Raw genomic sequence first — 24,601 nt, forward strand, 5'->3', positions numbered from 1 at the left:
ATACGTTATGTACTAGGCGGAATCCAAAGTCTGATGCAATTAATTTTCTGAAGGTTAGATACTGAAACTTAACGGACAGCTCTATGAAAAACTATGATTATTGGATGTGTTAGGTTTGCTGAATACATTCTATATCGACTCGTAAAGTTATCAAATTACATAAACAAGGTTAAGAAGATGATGGATTATTCTTGCATTAACAGAAAACTGACTATCGCTTTATTGTTTACCGTTTTATGGGTACTAAATGCATGTACTAATCCTGAAGAAGAGGCTAAGGATCATTTGCAGCGAGGGATTGAGCTTTTTAAGGAAGGAGAGTTCGATAAAGCAAAACTTGAATTAAAGACATCCAGTCAGGCAGATAAAAATGCTGCGGAAACTTATTATTATCTGGCTTTAATGGATGAAAAAAACAGGCAGTTCAAGGCAATGCGCGATAACTTGATAAAAGCCATTGAGTTAGCCCCAGGTAATATTGATGCGAGACTAAAATTAGGGAAAGTACAGCTTCGGCTCGGCGAAGTGGATAAAGCATTAGAGCAGGCAGAAACCATTTTGCAGGATTCCAGCCAGAATGTGGGTGCGCTTACGCTAAAAGCTTCTGCTTTATCAAGGCAACAAAAGCCGGAAGAATCACTTCTCATTGTAGATAAAGTTCTAAACATAGATCCTAATTACACGGATGCCTTATCGCTGAAGTCTGCCATTTATATGGAAAAGGAGAACTTCGATGAAGCTCTGGCTTTAATAAATGCCGCAATAAAATCCAATGACCATGATGTTTCATTGCGTCTTTTTAAAATTCAATTAGATGCGAAAACAAAAAATATAGATGCCGTTATTGATGATTACCAGAATCTAATTGAGTTATCCCCTGATAATCAGGACTTTAAAATCACGCTGGCGAAGATTTATTCGCAGGCCGGCAAGAAAAAAGAAGCGGAAAATCTTTTACGGATGCTTGTAGATGCCGACCCTGACAAGGCAAAGCTAAAATTGCTGCTGCTTGATTTTTTATCGGCTTCAGCTAGCGACAAAGTTTCGGAGCAATTTCACCAATTCGCTGAAAAGCATAAAGATCAGTCACAGATACTATTTGAACTATCAAACTGGATGATTGCGAGAAAAAATTTTGATGAGGCAAGGAGCACACTTAACAGAATCATAGAAATTGAAGATCATTCGAATGTTGGCCTTTCCGCAAAGACGCTATTGGCAAAGCTGGCATTAGAAGAGAAGGATTTTGACAAATCACAAAAGCTTATCGAAGAAATATTAAAAGCGAATTCAAATTATGATGATGCGAAAATTTTGCAAGCCCGATTACTGCTTGTAAAAGAACAATATGATGAGGCGATTGATTTACTAAATAGAGTACTTTGGAATCGGCCGGATTCGGAAGAAGCGCTGGTTTTGCTGGGTCAATCATTTCTAGTTAAAGAAGATCACAAACAGGCCAATGACAGCTTTACCAGGGCCTTGAAAATCAACCCGGCTAATTTACAGGCGCTAGCCTATGTATACGATAAAGCGCTGAAGGCAAAAAATATTAAGTATGCGAAAGAAGTCCTTATAAAAGCGATAAGGCTGACACCCGGTAATATTGTTTTGCTGGAAAAGCTGGCGAAACTAAATCTGGTTGAAAAGAACTGGAATAATGCACAGGTAACGATCAAGGAAATTGCAAAAAGCCCAAATCCGCTAGCCCCACGTTTGGCGAAGTATTTAGAAGGACAACTTCAGCAAGAGCAAGGCAATTTTGTCAAAGCGATCGCGATATATAAAGAATTATTAGATAAATTTCCCGGTAACCGGGATGCTATAACCAACATGGCGCGTTGTTATCAAAGCTTGAACAAGCAAGAAGAGATGGTTGTTTTTTTAAACGGACTGCTTTCCAAGAATCCCAATAATATCTCGGCCGGCCTTGTACTGAGCGATTTATATTTAATCAATAAAGAGTTTGACAAGGCTTCCGCGGTATTAACTAAGCTGATTAAAAATAAAACTAAAATTCCGCAAGTGTATATGTCCCTGGCCAATGTCAAATTGGTGCAGAATGAATCCAAAGCCGCTATATCTGTTTATCTGGAAGGGCTAAAACAGAATCCGGATAACATCAAGTTATCACTGTCATTGGCATCATTATATGAATTACAGAAAGATTATGATGCCGCTATCGCTATTTATGAAGCATTACTGCGGAAACATCCTCGTTTAGACCTGGCTGCAAATAATCTGGCTGCTATTTTGATTGAACATTTCGAGGAAGAAGAAACTTTAAAAAGAGCAGTTCAGTTGGTTGAAAAATTTAAAGACTCAAAGCAGGCTTACTATAGAGATACTTATGCCTGGGCGCTAGTCAAGCAAGGCAATATATCCGAGGGTTTAAATATATTGAACCAAATCAGCATTGCTGAACCGGATGTGCCTGTATTCAAGTATCACTTGGGCGTTGCGCAATATAAAAGCGGGAATCATGGAGCGGCGATGTCAGAATTGAAGCAAGCGCTTGAGTTAACCAAAAGAAAAGGATATTTCTCCGATAAAAAGGCCGCTGAAGAATTATTGCAGGAAATTATCGCCGCGAGATAAGGCGGCTAATCTCTTGGGCTAGAGGATGGCTAATATAAGCTGGTTATAAACGAGGAGGAAGTTTTGAAGATACTAGTAACAGGAGCGGCTGGATTTATAGGGGCAGCGCTTAGTATTAGATTGCTGGAACGAGGAGATGAAGTTGTCGGGATTGATAATCTTAACGACTATTACGATGTCAATTTGAAACTGGCAAGATTGAAGCGGTTAAACAATTATCATCGATTTAATTTTCTAAAACTAGAAATAGCCGATAAACAAGCAGTAGAGGCGCTTTTTGCCAGGGAAAAAGTGCAAAGAGTCATGCATTTGGCCGCTCAGGCGGGCGTGCGATATTCTTTAACTCATCCGCACACTTATGTAGATTCGAATTTGGTAGGGTTTATCAATATATTGGAAGGGTGCCGACATAATGGTATCGAGCATCTGGCCTATGCATCTTCCAGCTCTGTGTATGGCGCAAATACCAAAATGCCTTTTTCCATCCATGATAATGTCGATCATCCGGTTTCATTGTATGCGGCAAGTAAAAAGGCAAATGAACTGATGGCTCACACCTATAGTCATCTTTATAACCTGCCGACTACGGGATTGAGGTTTTTCACCGTTTACGGTCCGTGGGGGCGCCCGGATATGTCTTTATTTATGTTTACCCGTAATATTCTTGAGGGTAAACCGATAGATGTTTTCAACTATGGTAATCATCGGCGGGATTTTACTTATATAGATGACATTGTCGAGGGGGTGATCAGAGTCATTGATAAACCGGCGCGGATAAATAGGGACTGGTCGGGCAAAAGTCCTGATTCGGGCACAAGTCAGGCGCCTTATCGTCTCTATAACATTGGTAATAACAATCCAGTTCATTTATTAACGTTTATCGAGATACTCGAAAAATGTTTAGGTAAAGAGGCCATAAAAAATCTTCTACCTCTACAGCCAGGGGATGTTCCCGATACTTATGCGGATGTCTCTGATTTAGTAAATGATTTGGGCTATAAGCCCACCACTTTGTTAGAAACCGGGATCAGTAATTTTGTTGAGTGGTATCGAAGTTTTTACAAAATTGGAGATCACTATGCATAACAGAAAAATATCAGTGGTTGGTTTAGGTTATGTCGGATTACCTGTCGCGGTCGAGTTTGGCAAAAACCAGCAGGTCATAGGATTTGATATAAATTCAATTCGCATCGAAGAGCTAAAGCAGGGCATTGAGCGCACTAATGAAGTAGACGCGGAAGATTTGACGAAAGCCGATATTTTATATACCTGTAATGCGGAAGATTTAAAAAAAGCGGATTTTCATATCATTGCCGTGCCAACGCCGGTTAACAAAGCCAAACAGCCGGACTTAAGGCCGGTCATCAAGGCTTCAAGAACTGTGGGCAAACAACTTAAAAAAGGCGATATTGTCGTCTATGAATCAACAGTTTATCCGGGGGCTACGGAAGAAGATTGCATCCCAGTCCTGGAGCAGGAATCGGGCTTAACCTGGGGTGTTGATTTCAATGTTGGATATTCACCTGAACGGATTAATCCGGGCGATAAGGTTCACACGTTTAAAACCATCTCTAAAGTAGTATCGGGAGATACGCCCGAAACACTGGAAACCGTAGCCGCTGTTTATGAATCGGTCGTCACGGCTGGCGTGCATAAAGCCGCTACAATCAAAGTCGCGGAAGCAGCAAAGGTGATTGAGAATACTCAGCGAGACTTAAATATTTCATTAATGAATGAATTGGCCTTGATTTTCAATAAAATGGAAATTGATACGAGGGATGTACTCGCCGCAGCCTCGACAAAATGGAATTTTTTACCATTTGATCCCGGCTTGGTCGGGGGGCACTGCATAGGCGTTGATCCTTATTATCTTACGTATAAAGCCGCCGTCTTAGGTTATATCCCGCAGGTCATCCTCTCCGGACGTAGTATTAATGACAGTATGGGTAATTTTATTGCAGCTCAGACAGTCAAGGAATTGATCAAGGCTGAAAAATGTGTAAGAGGCAGTATTGTCACTATTTTAGGGTTTACATTTAAAGAAAATGTACCTGATATAAGAAATACACGTGTTATCGATATCTATAAAGAATTACTGACTTATGGCATTAATGTGCAAGTGTTTGATCCTATGGCTGATCCAGATGAAATCATGGAGGAATATGGGATTAAATTATCAGCTGAAAACCAATTGAAACCGGCCCATGCAGTACTACTGGCTGTGCCACATGATTATTTCTTGACTAAGGACTGGTCCTATTTAGAGAATCTATTACACGACAATACCGGTATCGTCATGGATATTAAAGCCAAGCTTGAAAGAAACAAGACTCCGAAAGGAATTAAACTCTGGCGGCTTTAAATCAAAAATCAAGGATTGTTTTAGTTACTGAATGTAAATTTAAAGAACTCAGGTGATTGGTATGCAGTGTCTAAAAATAATAAAGCCATTATTGATAATGTCTATTATGTTGTGTTCGGGGTGCGCCTATCCCCCCATGAGCGAGGAGGCGGATAAGGAGATCTCTACGGATTACACCTACAAAATAGGGGTGGGAGATAGTGTTACTATTTTTGTCTGGGGAAATCCGGATATTTCGACAACAGCCACGGTAAGACCTGATGGAAAAATTACCATTCCACTTGCCGAGGACCTTTTGGCCAGAGGAAGAACACCGTCCGAGCTGGCCAGAGTAATGGAAAAGGAGCTGGGAAAATATGTCAGGGATCCGCAGGTCGTCATCATGGTCAGTGGTTTTAAAGGGATTCCTACCCAGCAAGTCAGAATCATAGGCCAGTTAAGCGGTAGCGGTGGCGGCGGATTCGGTGGCGGCGGAGGCTTTGGCGGCGGATTCGGAGGTGGTAGCGTCGGTAGATATACTGCAAAATCCGTTCCCTATGAAAGGGATATGACGCTGCTCGATCTGATGATAAAAATCGGTGGACTGGGACCTTACTCCGATGGAAACAGAGCCAGCATCATTCGTGATATTGATGGAGAAACCGAGCAGTTCGGCATCAGAATTGATGACTTAATTGATGATACGGACATGCGCGCGAACGTAAAAATATTACCCGGCGATATCGTCATAATACCGGAGGCATTTTTTTAATTAAGCCTGACCTGACAGATGATTTATATAGGGTCAATGAAGTTTAAATTATCAGAGTAGGCAAAAAACAATGCAAGAACAGATTTCTGAAGTGATTTATTATGCCAAAGGCATACTACGATACAAATGGATCGCAATAATTATGGCTTGGATTGTTAGTTTGTCCGGATGGATTTTTATCTACAACATGCCTGATAAATATAGTTCAGAAGCCAGGGTTTATGTTGATACGCGGACTATGCTACGGCCATTGCTGAGCGGCTTGGCGATTCAAGTCGATGTCAACGGCTTGCTCCGGGTGATGAAACAATTAATGTTTACTCAACAAAACCTTGAACAAATAGCAAAACTGTCGGGTTTGAATGGCTTGGAATCCCATGACAGGCTAAAGGAAAATATTAAGATTTCGGGAGGAAATAACGAAATATTTTCAATTAGTTATGAAGCGGAAAATCGTGAAGAAGCCAGAAATGTCGTACAAGCCGTGTTAGCTGTTTTCTCCGAACAGACGCAAAGAAGTTCACTAGGAGACACGGCCGAGGCTCAACGATTTATTGAGGGCCAGATACGGGAATATGAGGACCGCCTGCGCAATGCGGAAAAAGCCCGGGAAAATTTCAAGCGCGCTAATTTGGGATTGTTGCCCGGTCAGGGAGTGGATCAAATCAGTCAGATTCAGCGAATGAAAACGGCATTGGAAGAAGCCGAATTAAGTTTAAAAGAAGCCAAGTCAAGAAAAGAGGCTCTGAGTGAACAATTAGAGGAAGCGTTAGGTTCCGAAGATGAATGGAGCGACTTAATCGGTACGGAATCCTCTTCAAAGAACGAAAGAATAAGCGCGCTTGAGCAAAGAAAAGATGAGCTGCTGATTAAATACAAGGAAAATCATCCAGAAATCAAAAACATTGACAACATCATCAAAGAGTTGAAAAGGCGCGAGGATGAGAAACAGAATTCGGGAGAAAACGAAGGGCTTGATTTGGAAGTCATGGCGAATCCTTATGTTCAGTCGATAAAGGTCGCAATGAATGAAGCTGATGCGAATGTCGCATCAATTTTATCGCGCGTTGATAATTACAATACCCGATTAGCGAAGTTGCAAGAAGAGCTGAATACCCGGCTTTCCATTGAAACGGAAATTCATAATCTCAACAGGGATTATGAAACGATTAAAAGAAATTATTCCAATCTTATTCAGCGCAGGGAACAAGCCAATATTTCTACGAAAGTAGATAGTCAAGTCAATGCACTCAAATTTAGAATCGCTGATCCTCCCAATAAACCACTGGAACCTTCTTCGCCCAATAGATTACTTTTAACATCGGTGGTCTTTTTTGTTTCTATTCTGTTAGGAGTGGGATCAAGTCTCCTGGTGACATTTATCCGGCCTACTTTTGTCGCTACGCAACAGGTCAGAGCGGATACCGGTATTCCTATATTAGGAACCGTATCCATGTCGTTTGATTCTCCCGATACCAATGGCCATAAAATCGATTATAAAAGTGGTGGCGCTATTCTAGGACTGATAATCATGTATATCGGATCGTTACTTTTTGAAACATTTAAATCCACTCTATTTGATATAGAGGGGCTGGTGCAGGGGATTTATGCGAAATTGTCGTTTTTGCTATAGGAGTGATTGATGAATATTATCGAAAAAGCACTAGAGAAAGCAAAAATTGAAAATTCTGTGTGGGATCTTGATCCGATAAATCAAACAGATAACTTAGCGGATTTAACATTTCACGAAGAAGAGCCAGTTTCGCTCGTCCGTGATCCGGAGCACGTCTCCATTAAAGCGGATAAAGAAAAAATAGTTGAAAAAAAAAGCAAGAGCAGAATAACCCGAATCAATTGGGAATTACTTAAAAAAAATGGTTTTCTTACCAGAGAAGATGCGCATACACAAAAAGCCGAGGAATACAGGATAATCAAAAGGCCTTTGATAGATAATGCCACCGGAAAAGGCAAAAAAAACGTTCACAAGTCGAATCTGATTTTAGTAACCAGCAGTTTGCCTGGGGAAGGAAAAACTTATTCGGCAATAAATTTGGCAATAAGTACATCAACGGAAATGAATAAACAGGTATTGCTGATTGACGCGGATGTTGCCAGACCTTCGATTGCAAGGTATCTTGGGATAAAAGAAGGCGTTGGGCTGATCGATTATTTGGAAAATGAGCAAACGGATTTTTCCGATATTATTATGGAAACCGATATTCCTAATCTGCGGATAATATGCGCCGGAAAGCAACACCGCCATTCAACGGAACTGCTTGCAAGCAATAGGATGGTTCAGTTATCGGACGAACTCAGTCAAAGATACCCTGATCGCATCGTTATTTTTGATACACCGCCCTTATTAGTCGCCAGTCAGACGCATGTATTGGTAAATCTGGTTGGCCAAGTCGTATTGGTTATCGAAGCGGAAAAAACATTGCGGTCTTCAGTGATGGAAGCGGCTGAAAAATTAAATCGATGCGAGATAGTCTTGGCTTTATTAAACAAAGATAAAGCAAGTACTAATAATGTTTATGGATCCAGACAGCATGTACATTAAGGTATTTTTTTTAACAAGAAAAATTGAATTATGTTTATTGTTTATAAGATTTACCATTACTATCTACATTCTCTCTCACTCAACTCAGCTTTACGCAGGTAGCTGGACAGCCATTCCATCTCTTCAATTACAGGAGATCTATTCCGATAATATTGAATTGTTGCCGCCTGGTCGTGAAAAAGGGGCGTTAGTGACGGTTGTAAGTCCGGGCATTTCAGCCCGTTATATATCCCCTAAGTCAACATTGAACTTAGACTATAGAATGCAGAATATATACAATTCCGGTGGTGATGACGGCCTGAGAATAGCAAATCAGCTACAGTATAATTCGCATAATACATTCGTCAGGAATTTACTGTTTCTGGATTCTGAAAGTTCGATAAGCCAACAAAACTTCAATAATAATCGACTCGCCGTTGACAATATTGCAGGCTCGGGTGATACCACAACGGTTACTACATTTAGTTTGTCGCCGTATATAACGCCGCATTTTGGAGGTTTTGCCAATGGATTGTTCCGGGTCAACTTCAATACAATAACAACCGGTATCTCAGCCGACGAAGGGACAGCCACTGATACCATCAATCTTGAGGAAATCGTCCAATTAAACAGCGGTTCCGATTTCAAACGGATTTCATGGGCGTTATCTTTTAACAATAATGAGAACCTCAGGTCCGGCGGGGACGATGTCAAATTCCAGAGCTCGAATGCCATAATCAGAGCTTATTTACACAGGAAATTCAATCTCTTCGCCCAGGCGGGGCATAGCAATAACAGTTTTCGGTCCAATACCGACAGCAGCAACAATGGCATTTTTTACACGTTTGGCGCGCAATGGATACCCAGCCAGCGCTTTAACATTGAAGCGGGCTATGGCAATAACAGATTTGTGACAGTCAATATTGCACCTATCCGACGCGTAAACTGGAGTACAACGTATCGAAACCGCGACATAGGATTAAACGCCGGCGAGACATGGCAATCCAGGCTAAGTTATCGAACCAGAAGGTCGATTTGGTCACTGACTCATGATAATGACACGACCACAACCCAACAAATTTTACTCGAGCTGCAGCCTTTTACGATTACGGATCCGTTCGGTAACCCTATCCTGGACCCGGTAAGCAAACAGCCCGTGCTGTTCGCCACCTTTCTTCCCAATTTCACCAATGAAGTCATTGTTAGAAGGCTATGGAATTTTTCTGTTGCGTACAACACCGGAAAAAGCACTATCAGTGCCAGCGCTTTTAATGAAAGACGGGTGTTCCAGGTTAGCGGCTATAAGGAAACGGTCAGGGGCTTGAATGCATCATGGATATGGCAGTTTGCTCCGAGAACGAGCGCTTATGTTACGCCTAGATGGCAACAAATCGATAGAGCTGTTTCAACGCTTAATCCCATACCCGTCAAAGATCATCGATACGATTTTGCCATAGGGGTTAACAGAACCATCACCAATCGAATGAATGCCAGCCTCGAATTTCGTCATATAAATCAGTCATCTGACCTTGAAAGTAATGAGTATCGGGAAAATCGCGCGACTGCCAGTGTGAATATGAGATTCTGACTGAGCACGGGCCATTTGATGATTAGGAACGGGCATGAAATAAATCAGGGAATTGTAGGTGCGAATTCATTTATGCCCTATGGGTACTTGTGCCCTTCAGGGTATTCGCACTGTGCGGATAAATCCGCACCTACACCGGAAATGCATCCGCGCACTTGAGGAAGTTATTTTATGCGCATTCCTTATTTAAATAAAACAGCTGAATTTAATAAATCGAAAGAAACCTGATAGCGTTTTTGCAAAGCCGAGTGCCGGTTAAGAGCTGTTTTAAGGAAATTATGTTGATTCAGACCCATCAACAAGCATAAAGATTAAACTTTATTGATTTAACGCAATCACTTACTAGAGAGTGGTTGATGATGTAGAGGGCGGTTTGTACTATTGATTGCCAACCGAGGGCCAACCCTTGCCAATCATTCATAAAGCATCAGTCGCGAGAGCAGGTTTTAACTTATACGAAATACCGTAGAAACATCCATTATTGCGTTTGGCTATTTTTACCCCGTTAAACAGGGGTAGCGTTTATAACTGAAGAATCAGCAGAGGTGAAACGAAATAGCATGACCAAGAAAACAATCGTATGCGTGGTTGGGGCGAGGCCAAATTTCATGAAGATTGCCCCCATCATCAAAGCCCTGAAAAAAACGCAAGAACATGTTTCGTTTTACCTGGTACATACCGGTCAGCATTATGATCAGGCAATGAAAGCTTCGTTTTTTCAGCAACTGGATATTCCCGAGCCGGATATTGATCTGGAAGTGGGATCGGGTTCGCATAGCGAGCAAACCGCCCATATCATGCTCCGGTTTGAACCTGTGCTCGATAACGTCAAGCCCTGCGCGGTGCTGGTGGTCGGCGATGTGAATTCAACGGTGGCCTGTGGCCTGGTCGCGGTCAAAAAAGCCATACCGGTCATTCATGTCGAAGCCGGCCTGAGAAGTCACGACCGGCAAATGCCCGAGGAAATCAACCGCGTTCTGACCGACCAGATCTCCGATACGCTGTTCACGACCGAGAGAAGCGCGCATGAGCATCTGCTTAAGGAAGGCATAGAAAGCCGGCGCATCCACTTCGTCGGCAATGTCATGATCGATACCTTGCGGGCTAACCTGGAACACGCTATTGCTTTTGCGGAAACCCTGAAAAGCTACGACAAGGCGCAGCCTGTCAAGGCGGGGGAATATGCATTGCTGACCCTCCACAGGCCCTCGAATGTCGATGATCCGCGGACATTAACCCGATTGCTGCTGAGCATTGCCCGTATCAGCCGCAAATTGCCTGTTATTTTCCCCATTCACCCGCGCACGCACAACCAGATCAAGCAGCAAGGATTGCTGGATGTCATCGGTTCCCCGACCATTATCGATTTACCGCCCGTCGGCTACCTGCAGATGTTAGGGCTGATGCAGTCGGCAAAACTGGTGTTGACCGACTCTGGAGGTTTGCAGGAAGAGACAACATCATTGGGCATTCCTTGCGTGACCCTGCGGGAAAATACCGAACGGCCTATTACGGTCGAGCAGGGGACAAATACTGTCGTGGGTACCGATCCGGAAAAGATTCAAGCCTGCGTGGACGATATTTTGACGACAGGAGGCAAATCGGGCCGAATTCCGGAATATTGGGATGGCAAGGCCGCCGAGCGGATTCTGGCTGAAATCAAAAGAATTTATTTATAACAGACTGTTCTGGAGGATTTGCCGTATGTCGGAAATAAATAATGCCAAGAAAAATGCCATGACAGTCGATGTGGAAGATTACTTTCAGGTTTCCGCCTTCGAGCCTTATATTTCAAAAAACCAATGGGATGCTTTGCCGCATCGGGTTGCATCCAATACCAACAAAATCCTGGACCTTTTCGAAGAAAACAGCATAAACGCGACTTTTTTTACACTAGGCTGGGTTGCTGAGAGATATCCGGAGCTGGTCAGGCGCATTATCGAGAACGGCCATGAATTGGCTTGTCATGGCTATGAACATGTCCGCGTGACGGAACAATCCCCGGTGCAATTTCGCCATGATATCGCCAGGGCCAAAAAAATACTGGAGGATATCGGCGGCTGTGAAGTTAAAGGCTACCGGGCCGCCAGCTATTCAATCGGCGCAAGCAATCTTTGGGCGTTGCAGGTTTTGCAGGAAGAGGGCTTTCAATACAGCTCCAGCATTTATCCGGTCAAGCATGATTTGTACGGCATGCCCGAGGCCCCGAGATTTACCTATCAGCCGTTCAAAAATCAGGGCTTCAAGGAGATCCCGATTACCACGGTCAGGTTGGGCAATAAAAACCTGCCGTGCGGAGGCGGGGGATTTTTCAGATTCTATCCCTACGCCTTTTCAAGATGGGCATTCAACAGAGTCAACAACGATGAAAAACAGGCCGGTGTTTTCTATTTTCACCCCTGGGAAATCGATCCGGAGCAGCCCCGGCAAGCGGGCTTAAGCTGGAAAGCCCGGACACGACATTACCTGAATCTTGACCGGATGGAACACAGGGTGAAAAGGCTATTGAAAGACTTTAGCTGGGATACCATGGAAAACGTATTCTTGAAATAAAACATGCGCAGGGAGTCGGCCAGACTGGAACCAGACAAGAGGCGATCAATACCTATGATTAAAACACTGGATAGAGAAAATTACTCCCGCTGGGACAGTTTTGTTGACGCGGCGGCGGAGGCGACATTCTTTCATCAGTCCGGATGGAAAGAGATCATCGACAAGGCTTTTGGCCATAAAACCTATTTCCTTTACGCCGAGGACAACAACCGGATAACCGGTGTTTTGCCGTTGGTGCATGTAAAAAGCCCGCTGTTCGGCAATGCTTTGCTTTCGTCGGCGTTTTGCGTCTACGGCGGTATTGTCGCCAGCGACGAGCCGGCCTATGCGGCGCTTGATCAAGAAGCCTGCCGACTGGCGGAAGCGCTGGGTGTGGACTATCTGGAAATGAGGAACCGGGTGCGCAAATATCCCGATAAACCGTACAAGGAATTATATGTCACCTTCAGAAAAGCGCTGGACCCGGAAGTGGAAAAAAACCTGCTGGCAATTCCCCGCAAGCAGCGGGCCATGGTCAGAAAGGGCATCGAGGCCGGGCTGACCAGCGTTATTGACAGCGATGTCGAACGGTTTTATCAGGCGTATTCGGAAAGCGTCAGAAATCTGGGCACGCCGGTTTTTCCGAAAAAATACTTTCAGATTATCAAGGATGTTTTTGCAGACCAATGCGAAATTCTGACGGTCGAGCACCAGGGGCAACTGGTCGGCAGCGTGATGAACTTTTACTACAGGGATGAAGTGCTGCCGTATTATGGCGGCGGGACCGCCAAGGCGAGGGATGTTAAAGGCAATGACTTTATGTATTGGGAAGTCATGCGCCGGGCCGTGGAAAAAGGCATCAAAATATTTGACTACGGGCGAAGTAAAGTCGGAACCGGATCGTACAGTTTCAAGAAAAACTGGGGGTTTCAGCCGGAGCCGCTATTTTATGAGTTCCATCTGGTCAAATCCGACACCATGCCCGACATCAATCCGCTAAACCCGAAATACCAGTTGTTTATAGCCGCCTGGAAGCGTTTGCCATTGGCTGTCAGTCAGATGATCGGCCCCTGGCTGGCGAAAGATCTGGGTTAATGTTTCAGTTTAACTATTCAGGGTATTGGTCATGAAAGACCTGCTTTTCCTTGTACACAGAATCCCTTTCCCGCCGAATAAAGGCGATAAAATCCGCTCCTATCATTTTTTAAAGCATTTGGCGGGACACTACCGTGTCCACTTGGGCGCTTTTATTGATGACAGCAATGACTGGCAATATACCGGCGAACTTGGCGCCCTTTGCGCGGAAACCTGTTTTCTGGGCATCAACCCTTTCCGCGCCAAGATAAAAAGCCTGCAAGGATTAGTGACCGGCCAGGCGCTAAGCTTGCCGTATTATAAGAGCCAGGCCATGCAGGACTGGGTCGATAACGTCATTGAAAAATACCGCATTGACACAGTGCTGGTCTTTTCCTCGGCAATGGCCCAGTTTATCCATGACAGACATAAGGTCGACCTGATTGTCGATTATGTCGATGTGGACTCCGATAAATGGCGGCAATACGCCGATAAAAAAAGCGGCCTGCGCGCATGGATTTACCGGCGCGAGTCGGATTATCTGCTCCGTTATGAGAAAAAACTGGCGGAAAAATCCAAATCCGGCATCTTTGTCTCCGAGCAGGAAGCCGACCTGTTTAAAACACTGGCGCCGGCCGTGAGCGAAAAAATCACCTATATCAATAACGGCGTCGATACGGAATATTTTTCTCCGGATCAGCTGTTCGCCTCGCCTTATCCCGGCCGTGAACCGGTTATTGTTTTTACCGGCGCCATGGATTACTGGGCCAATGTCAACGCGGTCGAATGGTTTGCACGGTACGCGTTGCCGCATATCGTCAAAAAACGGCCGGCGACGAAATTCTATATCGTCGGCGGCAGGCCCGCCAAGGAAGTCAGGGCGCTGGCCAGCCGGCATGTTATCGTTACCGGCGCCGTTGCCGACATCAGGCCTTACATAGCCCATGCCGGACTGGCCGTGGCGCCGCTAAGAATCGCCCGGGGCATTCAAAACAAGGTGCTTGAAGCCATGGCGATGGGCAAATACGTCATCGCCAGCGCCGCGGCAATGGAAGGCATACCCTATGACCGGACACTGGACGTTCTGGTATCGGATGAAGCCGAGAAGATTGCCGAGTGCACGGATGCGGTACTGCAGGGGGAAACCGCAACATTCGGATCGCGAACTAACCGGGAATTCATTAAAGCAAGGTTCAGCTGGGAGCAAAACCTGAAGCAGCTGACCACCCTGTTGCAGCCGTGATGCCGATGAATACCGACCGCGCATCTCAATGCCAACAACCGCCTTTGATCGCCCATATCATATATCAGCTGGGCATGGGCGGACTGGAGAACGGTTTGATCAACCTGGTCAATCACATGCCGCCCGGCGCCTACCGGCATGCCATCATCTGCCTTAAAAACAGTACGGACTTCAAAAAGCGGCTGAAGCGCAACGACGTGGATATCTATCCGCTCGATAAACGCGAAGGCCAGGATTTTGGCTCTTTTGTCCGCTTATATAAATTACTAAGGCAACTTAAGCCCGCCATCGTCCATACGCGCAATCTGGCGACCATCGAGTACCAGCTCCCCGCGCTGCTGGCAGGCATTAAGGGCAGAGTACACGGGGAACACGGTTGGGATGTGTTTGATCCCGACGGCACTAATATCAAATACCAATGGCTGCGGCGTTGCATCAAGCCGTCCGTGCACCGCTATATTCCGCTTTCCAGTCATCTGGAAAACTACCTGCGGGACAAAATCCGGGTGCCGCCGGAAAAAATCACCCGCATCTGCAACGGCGTCGATACATCCGTCTTTTATCCGCCCAAGGGCGCCAGGGCGCCGTTGCCCGGATGTCCTTTTTTATTCGCGAAAAATGAATTGATGATAGGCACCGTCGGTCGAATGCATGGAGTCAAGGATCAGCTGACGTTGACCAAAGCCTTTATACGAGCCTGCGAACGGCAACCGGCGCTGAAGCAAACGCTTAAATTGATCATCATAGGCGAGGGGCCGTTAAGGCAACAGGCGATAAAGCTGCTCGAGGAAAAACAGTTGATCGACTTGGCCTGGCTGCCGGGCGAGCGTAACGATGTGGCCGACATCATGCGCCGGCTCGATGTGTTTATCCTGCCGTCACGGGCGGAAGGCATTTCCAACACGATCCTGGAAGCCATGGCCACGGCTTTGCCGGTGATCGCCACCGCGGTCGGCGGCAATCCGGAACTGGTCATCGACGGCGAAACCGGCCGTCTGACGAAACGAGAGGATTTCATGGCGATGGCGGAAAAAATCCTGGACTACGCCAACAACGAAGGGCTGAGGCGGCGCCACGGGCAGCGCGCTTACGAACGCGTGCTGCGGGAGTTTTCGCTGAATGCCATGGTCAACCGATACCAAGCGGTCTACGATTCACTTTAATACGGGAATGAGCTATGTGCGGGATTGTCGGTATTTTCGATATCAATGGCAAACGGGAAATCAACCGCGAGTTGTTGTCGCGCATGAACGAAAGCCAGTTTCACCGCGGGCCGGACGAAGGCGGGATACATATCGAAAGCGGCCTGGGTTTCGGACACCGGCGCCTGTCGATTATCGACTTGTCCAGCGGACAGCAGCCCATGGTCAGCCGGGACGGCAGCGTCGTCCTGACCTATAACGGCGAGATATTCAATTTTCTTGACTTAAGAAAGGCGCTGGAAGGGCAGGGCTATCGCTTTCAGACCCATTGCGACACCGAAGTCATTCTGTATGCCTGGCAAGCCTGGGGCGAGGCCTGCGTGGAGCGGTTCCGCGGCATGTTCGCCTTCGCGCTGTGGGACAGAAACCGGCAAACGCTGTTTCTGGCGCGGGACCGGCTGGGCGTCAAGCCGCTGTTTTACGCGCCGCTGGCTGATGGCCAGTTCATTTTCGCTTCCGAACTGAAAGCCCTGAAAGCGCATCCGGAGTTTCCGAAAACATTGGATGCCAGCGCCATCGAAGATTATTTCGGCTTCGGCTATGTGCCTGATCCCAAGACCATCTATAAAGAGGTTTATAAGCTCGAGCCTGGCTATTGCTTAACGCTGAAACGGGGCGCCGGTCTGTGTCAGCCCCGGCAATACTGGGATGTCGACTTTACCGTTCGGCCGGGGCAGAACGAAAAAGCCGCCGGCGATGAACTCATCGAGCGGCTGCGCGAAGCGGTCAATATCCGCATGATGGCCGACGTGCCGCTGGGCGCGTTTCTGTCGGGCGGCGTCGACTCAAGCGCCGTCGTGGCCATGATGGCCGGCTTGTCGGCCGACCCGGTCAACACCTGTTCCATCTCGTTCGGCGACCCGGCCTTCAACGAATCGCAGTTCGCGGCGGAAGTCGCCGAGCGCTACCGCACGGCGCACCGGGTTGAGCAGGTCGACCCGGACGATTTCAGTCTGATAGACCGATTGGCCGGCCTTTATGACGAACCCTACGCGGACAGTTCGGCCTTGCCGACCTACCGCGTCTGCGAACTGGCGAAAAAACAGGTGACCGTGGTGCTGTCGGGCGACGGCGGCGATGAAAACCTGGCCGGCTACCGGCGCTATCGCTGGCATACGTATGAAGACCGCATGCGCTCCTATTTGCCCGATGCGATCAGAAAGCCCGTATTCGGCCTGTTAGGGGCGGCTTACCCGAAAGCCGACTGGGCGCCCAAGGTTTTCAGGGCCAAATCGACCCTGGAATCCATCGCCCGCGATTCGATGGAAGGCTATTTTCACAGCGTTTCCATTCTTTCCAACGCCCTGCGCGGGCAGCTGTTCAGCAAGCAATTGAAGCAGGATCTGCAGGGCTACCAGGCGGTCGATGTGTTCAGGCGCTATGTCGACAAGGCACCGGCCGACAACCCGCTGTCGCTGGTGCAGTATCTGGATATCAAAACCTATCTGCCCGGCGATATCCTGACTAAAGTCGACCGGGCCAGCATGGCCCATGCCCTGGAAGTCAGAGTGCCGTTGCTGGACCATCAATTGGTCGAATGGATGGCGGGGCTGCAGCCGGACATGAAACTCAACGGGCGCGACGGCAAATACATTTTCAAGAAATCGTTGGAACATTATTTGTCCGACAATATTCTGTACCGGCCGAAAATGGGGTTTGCCGTGCCTTTATCGGCATGGTTCAAAGGCCCTTTGAAGCAGCGGGTGCGGGATGCCTTGCTGGGGCCGGCCATGACCGAAAGCGGTTATTTCAACCACGATGTCCTGCGCAAAATCGTGGACCAGCATCAGTCCGGGTTACGGGATTACAGCGCGCCGATCTGGAGTTTGCTGATGTTTGATGCCTTCCTGCGGCAGAATGCATGATGCGCATGCGGATGACGGGGAATTAATGGCTTGTTTGTTATTAACGCAATGAGGTTTTCCTATGGATACTGAATCAAAGAATCAAACCCAGGATCGGCGGACGCCTCAGGGCAAAGCGAAACACGTTGACAAGTCCCGGCGAGCTTTCACGCGGGCAGGCATGGCGGCGCCGGTGTTTTTAACGCTGGCAAGCCGGCCTGTCCTGGGGGCGCAGTGCCTGTCGCAGATGATGTCGGGGAATGTCTCCCAGATTGGCGATGGCAGTTGTGAACCGGGATTTGGCATCGAAACCTGGTCCAATCCCAATGCGCCGCTGCTTGGCTCCGATGTGGTTGCGCGCAAGGTTGGCCTCGGTAGAGGATTATTTCAATGGCATGAGGACACAGGCTTTTCCCTGGCGCGCGTATTCGGAACCGAACAAGGAAGAGAGGTATTTCAATGGGCCGGAAAACGACGCTTTATCTTCGGCAAATTCAAGGCGAAGCCAGACCAGTCGACGCCCGACAAACCCGACGATTATACCGGCGGCACGAAGTTCAATGAGGTGTTTCCGGCTTTCGGCCGCTTCGATGCAAATTATGGCCTGACCAGACGCTCGATTACAATGCGCGAAATTCTGCATGAAGAGCCGGCTTCCATAAAAGCCCATTTCGTGGCCGCCATGTTGAACGCGCAATACGTGCCCAATTATGTGCTGACCGCCAGGCAGGTGCTGGAGCTCTGGTCCGGCATGTCTCCGATGGCCGTAACCATTACTAATATTAATGAATTTCTTGAGTCCACCTGGCGCTGGCGGTTCGGGTGATCAGCCCGGCGCCATGCGGCAGGAGCCTGTAATCCGCATACCCGATAACGGCAGGCTGCTTTATCGGTGCTGGGGTGATGAATATGTCTTTTACCATCCGGCAACAGGTGATACGCATCTGTTCGACCAGGCGAGTGCGGACCTGATTCTGGCGGTATCGGCGCAGCCCCTTTCGCGGGCCGCATTACTGAAGAGGCTGGCGGCCTCGCTCAAGTCATTGACTGACCAGGAAATTGAACAGTTTCTCGATGAACTGCTCATGAAGTGCGGGCAGTCGGGTTTGCTGGAAGTCGGGGAAGGCTAATCACTTGAAACTTTCATGCTTGTCTGAATCCGAATTAAGGCGGTGTTTATCTTCAGCCGGAGGGCTTAAGATAAAAATCGGGCGTTTCAACGTCTGTTTATCCTCATCAATCCGTGAAGTGAGTGAACATCTGCGCCGTTTGTACAAGGATTTTGAATTAATTTCAGACCCTGATTTCTGTGATTTTCATGTGGCATTGATGCCGCCTTTCGGCGTGCGGCGCTATGTGCGGCCGCAGGTCAATTTTTCATTCGATGGCGAATATCCCTTCAAACCGCTACCTTACGGGCAGGCCGGCGCCCTGTTCGAATGGGGGCTTAACTGGTGTATTGCCCGGCACGCCAACCAATACCTGATTATTCATGCCGCGGTCGTGGCGAAGGACAGCCGGGCCCTGGTATTGGCGGGCACGCCGGGAAGCGGAAAAAGCACGCTGTGCGCGGCGCTGGTCTGTGAAGGATGGCGGCTGCTTTCCGATGAAATGGCCTTGCTGTCGGTCGATGACGGCGGACTCTATCCGGTTCCCCGGCCGATCAGCCTGAAAAACCGGTCGCTGGAGGTCATCAGCGCTTTTTCTCCGGATTCGGTCATGGGGCCTGTGGTACGGGACACGGCAAAAGGCACCGTCGGTCATATGCGGCCGCCGCTACAGAGCGTTGAACTGGGTGAGCGGCCCGCAAGGCCCGCGCAGCTGGTTTTTCCACGCTACAAAGAGCGCTCAGGCACGAAGTTAACGAGCCTGAGCAAAGGCCGGGCCTTGCTTCGCGCGGCGGAAAACAGTTTCAACTACAGCGTCTTGGGCACTCATGGCTTTAATAGCCTGGCACGGTTGATCGATGACAGCGACTGCCATGAATTCCAGTATAGCCGACTGGACGAAGCGATAGCCGTCTTTACGGAGCTGGCGACTTGACGGCCGGGCCGCTGATCCGCCAGGCCTTCATTGAGCCTGAAAGCGTGCTCGGCTTCAGCCTGTCCGAGTGGGACCTGCTGATCCGGCAGGCGCGCCGGGCCAATGTGCTGGCCCGCTTGAGTCATTTACTGGATAGCCGGCGGTTGCTGGAGCGGGTGCCGGACAGGCCTGGCGCGCATTTGAGGGCTGCCCGCATCCATGCCGAACGCTTCAGGCATTCCCTGCATTGGGAACTGGCTTGTATCGAGAGCGCGTTGCAGGCCCTCGATGTGCCTTTGATCCTGCTGAAGGGAACGGCTTACGCTCTGGCGGAAAACCAGGCGGCCAGGGGACGGCTGTTTTCCGATATTGACCTGATGGTGCCGGAAGCCCGCTTGCCGGAGGTCGAGCAGGCCTTGATCAGTGCCGGCTGGATGGCCGGCACGTTTGATGCCTACGATCAGAAATATTACCGCCAGTGGATGCATGAGATACCGCCGCTGCGCCATCTGAAACGCCAGACATCGCTTGACGTGCACCATAACATCTTGCCCAAGACCTGCAAGTCGTGTCCCGACGCCGATAAACTGTTCGAAAATTCGGTAGGGATTCCGGGCAAGAATTTCCGGGTTTTCGCGCCTGAAGACCGGGTATTGCACAGCGCCGCGCATTTGTTTCACGAAGGTGAGCTGAATCATGGTTTTCGGGATATATCCGATATAGATTTATTGTTGAGGGAATTCTCGAAAACCGACGGTTTCTGGCAGAAACTGCTGCGGCGCTCGGTTGAGCTCAACCAGCAGCGGGCGTTGTTTTATGCCTGCCGCTATGCGGACAAAATACTGGCCACGCCGGTGCCGGCTGACGTGCAAACGGTACTGGAACGGCAAGCTCCCGCCAGGACCCGGCTGATGGATTTTCTGTTCGTCAGAGCCTTGATGCCGAACCATGCCAGCTGTAATGACCGATGGACGGGATTGGCGCGGTGGCTGCTGTTCGTCCGCTCCCATTGGCTGAGAATGCCTGTTTATTTACTGGTGCCGCACCTGCTGCGAAAGGGATATAAACGTTTGGCGGGAGAAAGGCTGTAGACCGGATTGTTAAAGCCGGCATTTCAAGCCGCCCAAGCGGGTTTCCGCCAAAGCTCCAGTCTGCCTGCACATGACTTTGAAATTTTCGTGGTGACTAAAAATTAAGATGAGAATCCTGCATATCCTCGATCATTCGATTCCACTGCACAGCGGCTATACGTTCCGCACCAAGGCCATATTGGAGCAGCAACGCAAACTGGGCTGGGAGACATTTCATCTTACCTCCGCCAAGCATCGCGTTGCCATCGCGCCGATCGAAGAGGTGGAGGGCCTCAGGTTTTACCGTTCCGGCCGGCCGGCCGAATGGCTCAAGAAAATGCCGGTCCTTGATCAATGGGCGATAATACGATCCCTGTCGCGAAGGCTTGAGGAAATCATCCCGCAAATCAAGCCCGACCTCCTGCACGTCCATTCGCCCGCCTTGAACGGCCTGGCCGCCCTGAACGCCGCGAAAACACACAAGCTCCCGTTGGTCTACGAATGCCGCGCCTTCTGGGAGGACGCAGCCGTCGACCATGGCACGACCCGCGAGGGCAGCGCCCGCTATCGCCTGACCAAAGCCCTGGAAACCCACGTGTTCAGGCAGGCCGATGCGATCACGACCATTTGCGAAGGCCTGCGTTCGGATATCGCCGGCCGCGGGATTGCCCCGGACAAAATCACCGTCATTCCCAATGCCGTCGACATAGAACGCTTCACCGCAGGCGTGGAGCCGGACCAGATTCTCAGAGCCCGCCTGGGTCTGCATAACAAAACCGTGCTCGGCTTTATCGGCTCATTCTATGCTTACGAAGGCTTGCCGTTATTGCTCGAGGCCTTGCCGATGATATTGGCCAGAGAGCCGGAAACCCGCTTGTTGCTGGTCGGCGGCGGGCCGCAGGAACAGCTGATCAGGCAGAAAACGCGCGACTTGGGGCTGGAGCAACAGGTGATCCTCACGGGCCGCGTGCCGCATGACCAGGTGGAAGACTATTACAATCAGGTCAGTATCTTTGTCTATCCGCGTTTATCGATGCGCCTGACCGATCTGGTGACGCCGCTGAAACCGCTGGAAGCCATGGCGCAGGGCAAGCTGGTCGTCGCTTCCGATGTCGGCGGGCATAAGGAATTGATACAGGACAAGAAAACGGGCTGGCTGTTTAAAGCCGGGGATGCCGCGGCGCTGGCGGCGTCCATAATCAATTTGCTGGACAATAAAGCGCAGTGGCAGGATCTTCGCCGGGAGGCGCGGCGGTTTGTCGAGCAGGAGCGGACCTGGGCGAAAAGCGTCGGCCATTATCAGGACGTATTTTCCCGATTAAGCCCGCCATGATGCGCAAAGAGCATACGCTGCATGTCGGACTGGTCGGCCCCATGCCGCCGCCCTATGGCGGCATGGCCAATCAGACGCAGCAGCTGCACCGGCTGCTGTCGCGGGAAGGCCTGCAAGTGAGTCTGGTGCGGACCAACGCGCCTTATGGCGCGAAATGGATCGAAAAGCTCCGGGGCGTCAGGGCGCTGTTTCGCCTGCTGCCCTATCTGGTCAGGTTGTGGCGGCTGGCCGGCCAGGTCGACGTCATGCATGTGCTGGCGAATTCGGGCTGGTCCTGGCAACTGTTCGCGACGCCGGCCTTATGGATAGGCTGGCTCAGGAGCACGCCGGTCATCATCAATTACCGCGGCGGAGAAGCCCGGCGCTATTTCAACCAGTCCATGCGCTGGGTCCGTCCCTCGATCAGGAAAGCCGCCGCGGTCGTCGTGCCCTCCGGTTACCTGAAGCAGGTGTTTGCCGATTTCGGCATAGAAGCGCGGGTGATCCCCAATATCATCGATTTGCAGCGTTTTGTTGCGGCGGAAAAAGACCGGCGCCTCAATGCCGACAGCCCGAAACTGGTCATAACGCGTAATCTCGAAGCCATCTACGGCATAGCGACGGCCATTGAAGCGCTGGCGCTGCTGCGCCGGACAGTGCCCGGCATCACTTTGACGATCGCCGGCAGCGGCCCTGAAAAAGCCGCGTTGCAGCAGCTGGTGGCAGCGGAAAACCTGGAGCGCAACGTGGTGTTCACGGGCAAGCTGACGCCGGACGAAATCGCCCGGCTATACCGGCAGGCCGACATCATGCTCAATCCCACCACCGTCGACAACATGCCCAATTCCGTGCTCGAAGCCATGGCCTGCGGCGTGGCCGTGGTGACGACCAGCGTCGGCGGCATCCCTTATGTTGTCGAGCATGACAGGACGGCGTTATTTGCCGAGGCCGGCAATGCCGGCTCGATGGCGGAACAGATCCGCCGGCTGCTGAATGAGCCCGGGCTTTATCAGGCGCTGATCGAAAACGGACAGCGGGAAGTCAGGCAATACGCCTGGCCGGAGGTTAAAAACCTGTGGCTGGATTTATACCAATCGTCGAGGAGAAGCGGATGGATTTTTATACGCGGCTGACAGCCAATGTGATTTTTCCCCTGCACGAGCGGCTCAAGCGGCACACGACCGTCGACGTGCACAGGGACATGGAGCGGACGCAGTGGCTGGCGCCGGAACCGCTCCGGGAACTGCGGCTACAGAATTTAAAACGCTTCCTGAGCGACGTCGAGCGGCATGTGCCTTATTACCGGCAGCTGTTTCGCAGACTCGGCTTCGTGCCGGCCGAGCTGGATTCGCTGGCCGATCTGCGCCGGCTGCCCCTGATGGGAAAGCCGGACATCCGCGCCCATACCGAGGCGTTAAAAGCCGACAACGCCGTGGGGCTGTCGCGGTTCAATACCGGCGGCTCCAGCGGCGAGCCGTTGATTTTCCATATCGGCAAACAAAGGGTCAGCCACGATGTCGCGGCAAAGTGGCGGGCCACGCGCTGGTGGGGGGTCGATATCGGCGATCCGGAAATGGTGATCTGGGGCTCGCCGATAGAGCTCGGGGCACAGGACAGGATCAAGCTGATCCGTGACCAGCTGTTGCGCACGCGTTTGTTGCCGGCCTTTGAAATGTCGCCGGCCAAGCTCGACGGTTTTATCCGCGACATCCGCACCCGGCGGCCGCGCATGCTGTTCGGCTATCCGTCGGCGCTGGCGCATATTGCCGACCATGCCGGCAAAACCGGTGAAAAACTCGACGATTTAGGGATTAAAGTGGCTTTCGTGACCTCCGAGCGGCTGTACGACCATCAGCGCGAGAAAATCGAGACCGCGTTCGGCTGTCCCGTCGCCAACGGTTACGGCGGGCGCGATGCCGGCTTTATTGCCCATCAATGCCCGGCCGGCGGCATGCACATCACGGCCGAGGACATCATCGTGGAAATCATCGACAGGGATGGCCGGGTGTTGCCGAACGGGCAGGCCGGGGAAATCGTGGTCACGCATCTGGCCACGCGCGATTTCCCGTTCATACGCTACCGGACCGGCGATGTCGGCGTGCTGGGCGATGAGCTTTGCCCGTGCGGAAGGGGCTTGCCGTTGCTGCGGGAAATCCAGGGGCGCGCGACCGATTTCGTGATCGCCCAGGATGGCACGGTGCTGCACGGATTGGCGCTGATTTACGTGCTGCGCGATTTGCCGGGGATTGCCTCTTTCAAGATCATACAGAACAGCCCTGACAGCACGACGGTCCAGATCGTCCGGAACCGGGGTTACCGGCCCGATGCCGAAGCGATCATCGCGCGTGAATTCAAAAAACGCCTGGGCGCGGGAGTCAGCGTCGGCATAGAGTACCACGATGAAATTGCCAGGGAAAAATCCGGCAAGTACCGCTATGTCGTCAGCCATGTCGCGCCATGAGCC

20 protein-coding genes are annotated in these 24,601 nt (G+C 49.9%); all 20 read left to right on the plus strand.

Annotated elements, in window-relative coordinates; translation table 11 throughout:
• The first annotated feature begins 177 nt into the window (after positions 1–177).
• Complete coding sequence (locus METMA_RS0118610; RefSeq protein ID WP_020160620.1) at positions 178–2,598, plus strand: tetratricopeptide repeat protein; 2,421 nt, start codon at positions 178–180, stop codon at positions 2,596–2,598.
• Positions 2,599–2,661: 63 nt separating this feature from the next.
• Complete coding sequence (locus METMA_RS0118615; protein ID WP_020160621.1) at positions 2,662–3,684, plus strand: NAD-dependent epimerase; 1,023 nt, start codon at positions 2,662–2,664, stop codon at positions 3,682–3,684.
• Positions 3,677–4,960 carry a nucleotide sugar dehydrogenase gene (locus METMA_RS0118620; RefSeq protein ID WP_020160622.1) on the plus strand — a complete coding sequence of 428 codons (1,284 nt, stop codon included), beginning with the start codon at positions 3,677–3,679 and terminating at the stop codon, positions 4,958–4,960. Before METMA_RS0118615 ends, METMA_RS0118620 begins: the two co-directional genes overlap by 8 nt.
• A gap of 136 nt (positions 4,961–5,096) precedes the next feature.
• Positions 5,097–5,711: a polysaccharide biosynthesis/export family protein gene (locus METMA_RS0118625; protein ID WP_232216386.1), complete on the plus strand. Its 615-nt coding sequence runs from the start codon at positions 5,097–5,099 to the stop codon at positions 5,709–5,711.
• 70 nt (positions 5,712–5,781) lie between these two features.
• Entirely contained in the window at positions 5,782–7,344 is a 1,563-nt protein-coding gene (locus tag METMA_RS0118630; protein ID WP_020160624.1) for an XrtA system polysaccharide chain length determinant, read from the plus strand.
• A 9-nt stretch (positions 7,345–7,353) separates the two neighbouring features.
• Positions 7,354–8,271: an XrtA-associated tyrosine autokinase gene (locus tag METMA_RS0118635; protein WP_020160625.1), complete on the plus strand. Its 918-nt coding sequence runs from the start codon at positions 7,354–7,356 to the stop codon at positions 8,269–8,271.
• Positions 8,261–9,838 carry a TIGR03016 family PEP-CTERM system-associated outer membrane protein gene (locus METMA_RS0118640; RefSeq protein ID WP_020160626.1) on the plus strand — a complete coding sequence of 526 codons (1,578 nt, stop codon included), beginning with the start codon at positions 8,261–8,263 and terminating at the stop codon, positions 9,836–9,838. Before METMA_RS0118635 ends, METMA_RS0118640 begins: the two co-directional genes overlap by 11 nt.
• A 560-nt stretch (positions 9,839–10,398) precedes the next feature.
• Positions 10,399–11,517, plus strand: coding sequence for a non-hydrolyzing UDP-N-acetylglucosamine 2-epimerase (gene wecB / locus METMA_RS0118645; RefSeq protein WP_027147449.1), 1,119 nt, complete (start codon positions 10,399–10,401; stop codon positions 11,515–11,517).
• Between the two features lie 25 nt (positions 11,518–11,542).
• Entirely contained in the window at positions 11,543–12,391 is an 849-nt protein-coding gene (locus tag METMA_RS0118650) for an XrtA system polysaccharide deacetylase (RefSeq protein WP_020160628.1), read from the plus strand.
• 54 nt (positions 12,392–12,445) lie between these two features.
• The gene (locus METMA_RS0118655; protein WP_020160629.1) at positions 12,446–13,465 is read left to right on the plus strand and encodes a FemAB family XrtA/PEP-CTERM system-associated protein; all 1,020 of its coding nucleotides are present in this window, start codon (positions 12,446–12,448) and stop codon (positions 13,463–13,465) included.
• Between the two features lie 31 nt (positions 13,466–13,496).
• Positions 13,497–14,687, plus strand: coding sequence for a TIGR03087 family PEP-CTERM/XrtA system glycosyltransferase (locus tag METMA_RS0118660; RefSeq protein ID WP_020160630.1), 1,191 nt, complete (start codon positions 13,497–13,499; stop codon positions 14,685–14,687).
• Positions 14,688–14,692: 5 nt separating this feature from the next.
• Positions 14,693–15,850 (plus strand): TIGR03088 family PEP-CTERM/XrtA system glycosyltransferase, encoded by a 1,158-nt coding sequence (locus tag METMA_RS0118665; RefSeq protein WP_156830557.1) that lies wholly within the window; start codon positions 14,693–14,695, stop codon positions 15,848–15,850.
• Between the two features lie 14 nt (positions 15,851–15,864).
• Positions 15,865–17,754, plus strand: a complete 1,890-nt coding sequence (locus tag METMA_RS0118670; protein ID WP_020160632.1) for an XrtA/PEP-CTERM system amidotransferase — start codon at positions 15,865–15,867, stop codon at positions 17,752–17,754.
• A 61-nt stretch (positions 17,755–17,815) separates the two neighbouring features.
• Positions 17,816–18,559: a hypothetical protein gene (locus METMA_RS0118675; protein WP_020160633.1), complete on the plus strand. Its 744-nt coding sequence runs from the start codon at positions 17,816–17,818 to the stop codon at positions 18,557–18,559.
• Entirely contained in the window at positions 18,528–18,863 is a 336-nt protein-coding gene (locus tag METMA_RS0118680; RefSeq protein WP_162181887.1) for an HPr-rel-A system PqqD family peptide chaperone, read from the plus strand. Before METMA_RS0118675 ends, METMA_RS0118680 begins: the two co-directional genes overlap by 32 nt.
• Before the next feature lie 19 nt (positions 18,864–18,882).
• A complete protein-coding gene (locus METMA_RS0118685; protein WP_269634245.1) occupies positions 18,883–19,776 on the plus strand; it encodes an HprK-related kinase A in 894 nt (297 codons plus the stop codon).
• Entirely contained in the window at positions 19,773–20,846 is a 1,074-nt protein-coding gene (locus METMA_RS0118690) for a nucleotidyltransferase domain-containing protein (RefSeq protein ID WP_020160636.1), read from the plus strand. The genes METMA_RS0118685 and METMA_RS0118690 overlap by 4 nt, the downstream gene beginning before the upstream one ends.
• A gap of 106 nt (positions 20,847–20,952) precedes the next feature.
• Entirely contained in the window at positions 20,953–22,158 is a 1,206-nt protein-coding gene (locus tag METMA_RS0118695) for a TIGR04063 family PEP-CTERM/XrtA system glycosyltransferase (protein ID WP_020160637.1), read from the plus strand.
• Positions 22,155–23,270 (plus strand): glycosyltransferase family 4 protein, encoded by a 1,116-nt coding sequence (locus METMA_RS0118700; RefSeq protein WP_020160638.1) that lies wholly within the window; start codon positions 22,155–22,157, stop codon positions 23,268–23,270. Before METMA_RS0118695 ends, METMA_RS0118700 begins: the two co-directional genes overlap by 4 nt.
• On the plus strand, positions 23,249–24,598 hold the full coding sequence (locus METMA_RS0118705; protein WP_020160639.1) for a phenylacetate--CoA ligase family protein: 1,350 nt from the start codon (positions 23,249–23,251) through the stop codon (positions 24,596–24,598). Before METMA_RS0118700 ends, METMA_RS0118705 begins: the two co-directional genes overlap by 22 nt.
• Positions 24,599–24,601: the final 3 nt, after the last annotated feature.

Source organism: Methylobacter marinus A45 (genome assembly GCF_000383855.1).
GTDB classification, from domain to species: Bacteria; Pseudomonadota; Gammaproteobacteria; order Methylococcales; family Methylomonadaceae; genus Methylobacter; species Methylobacter marinus.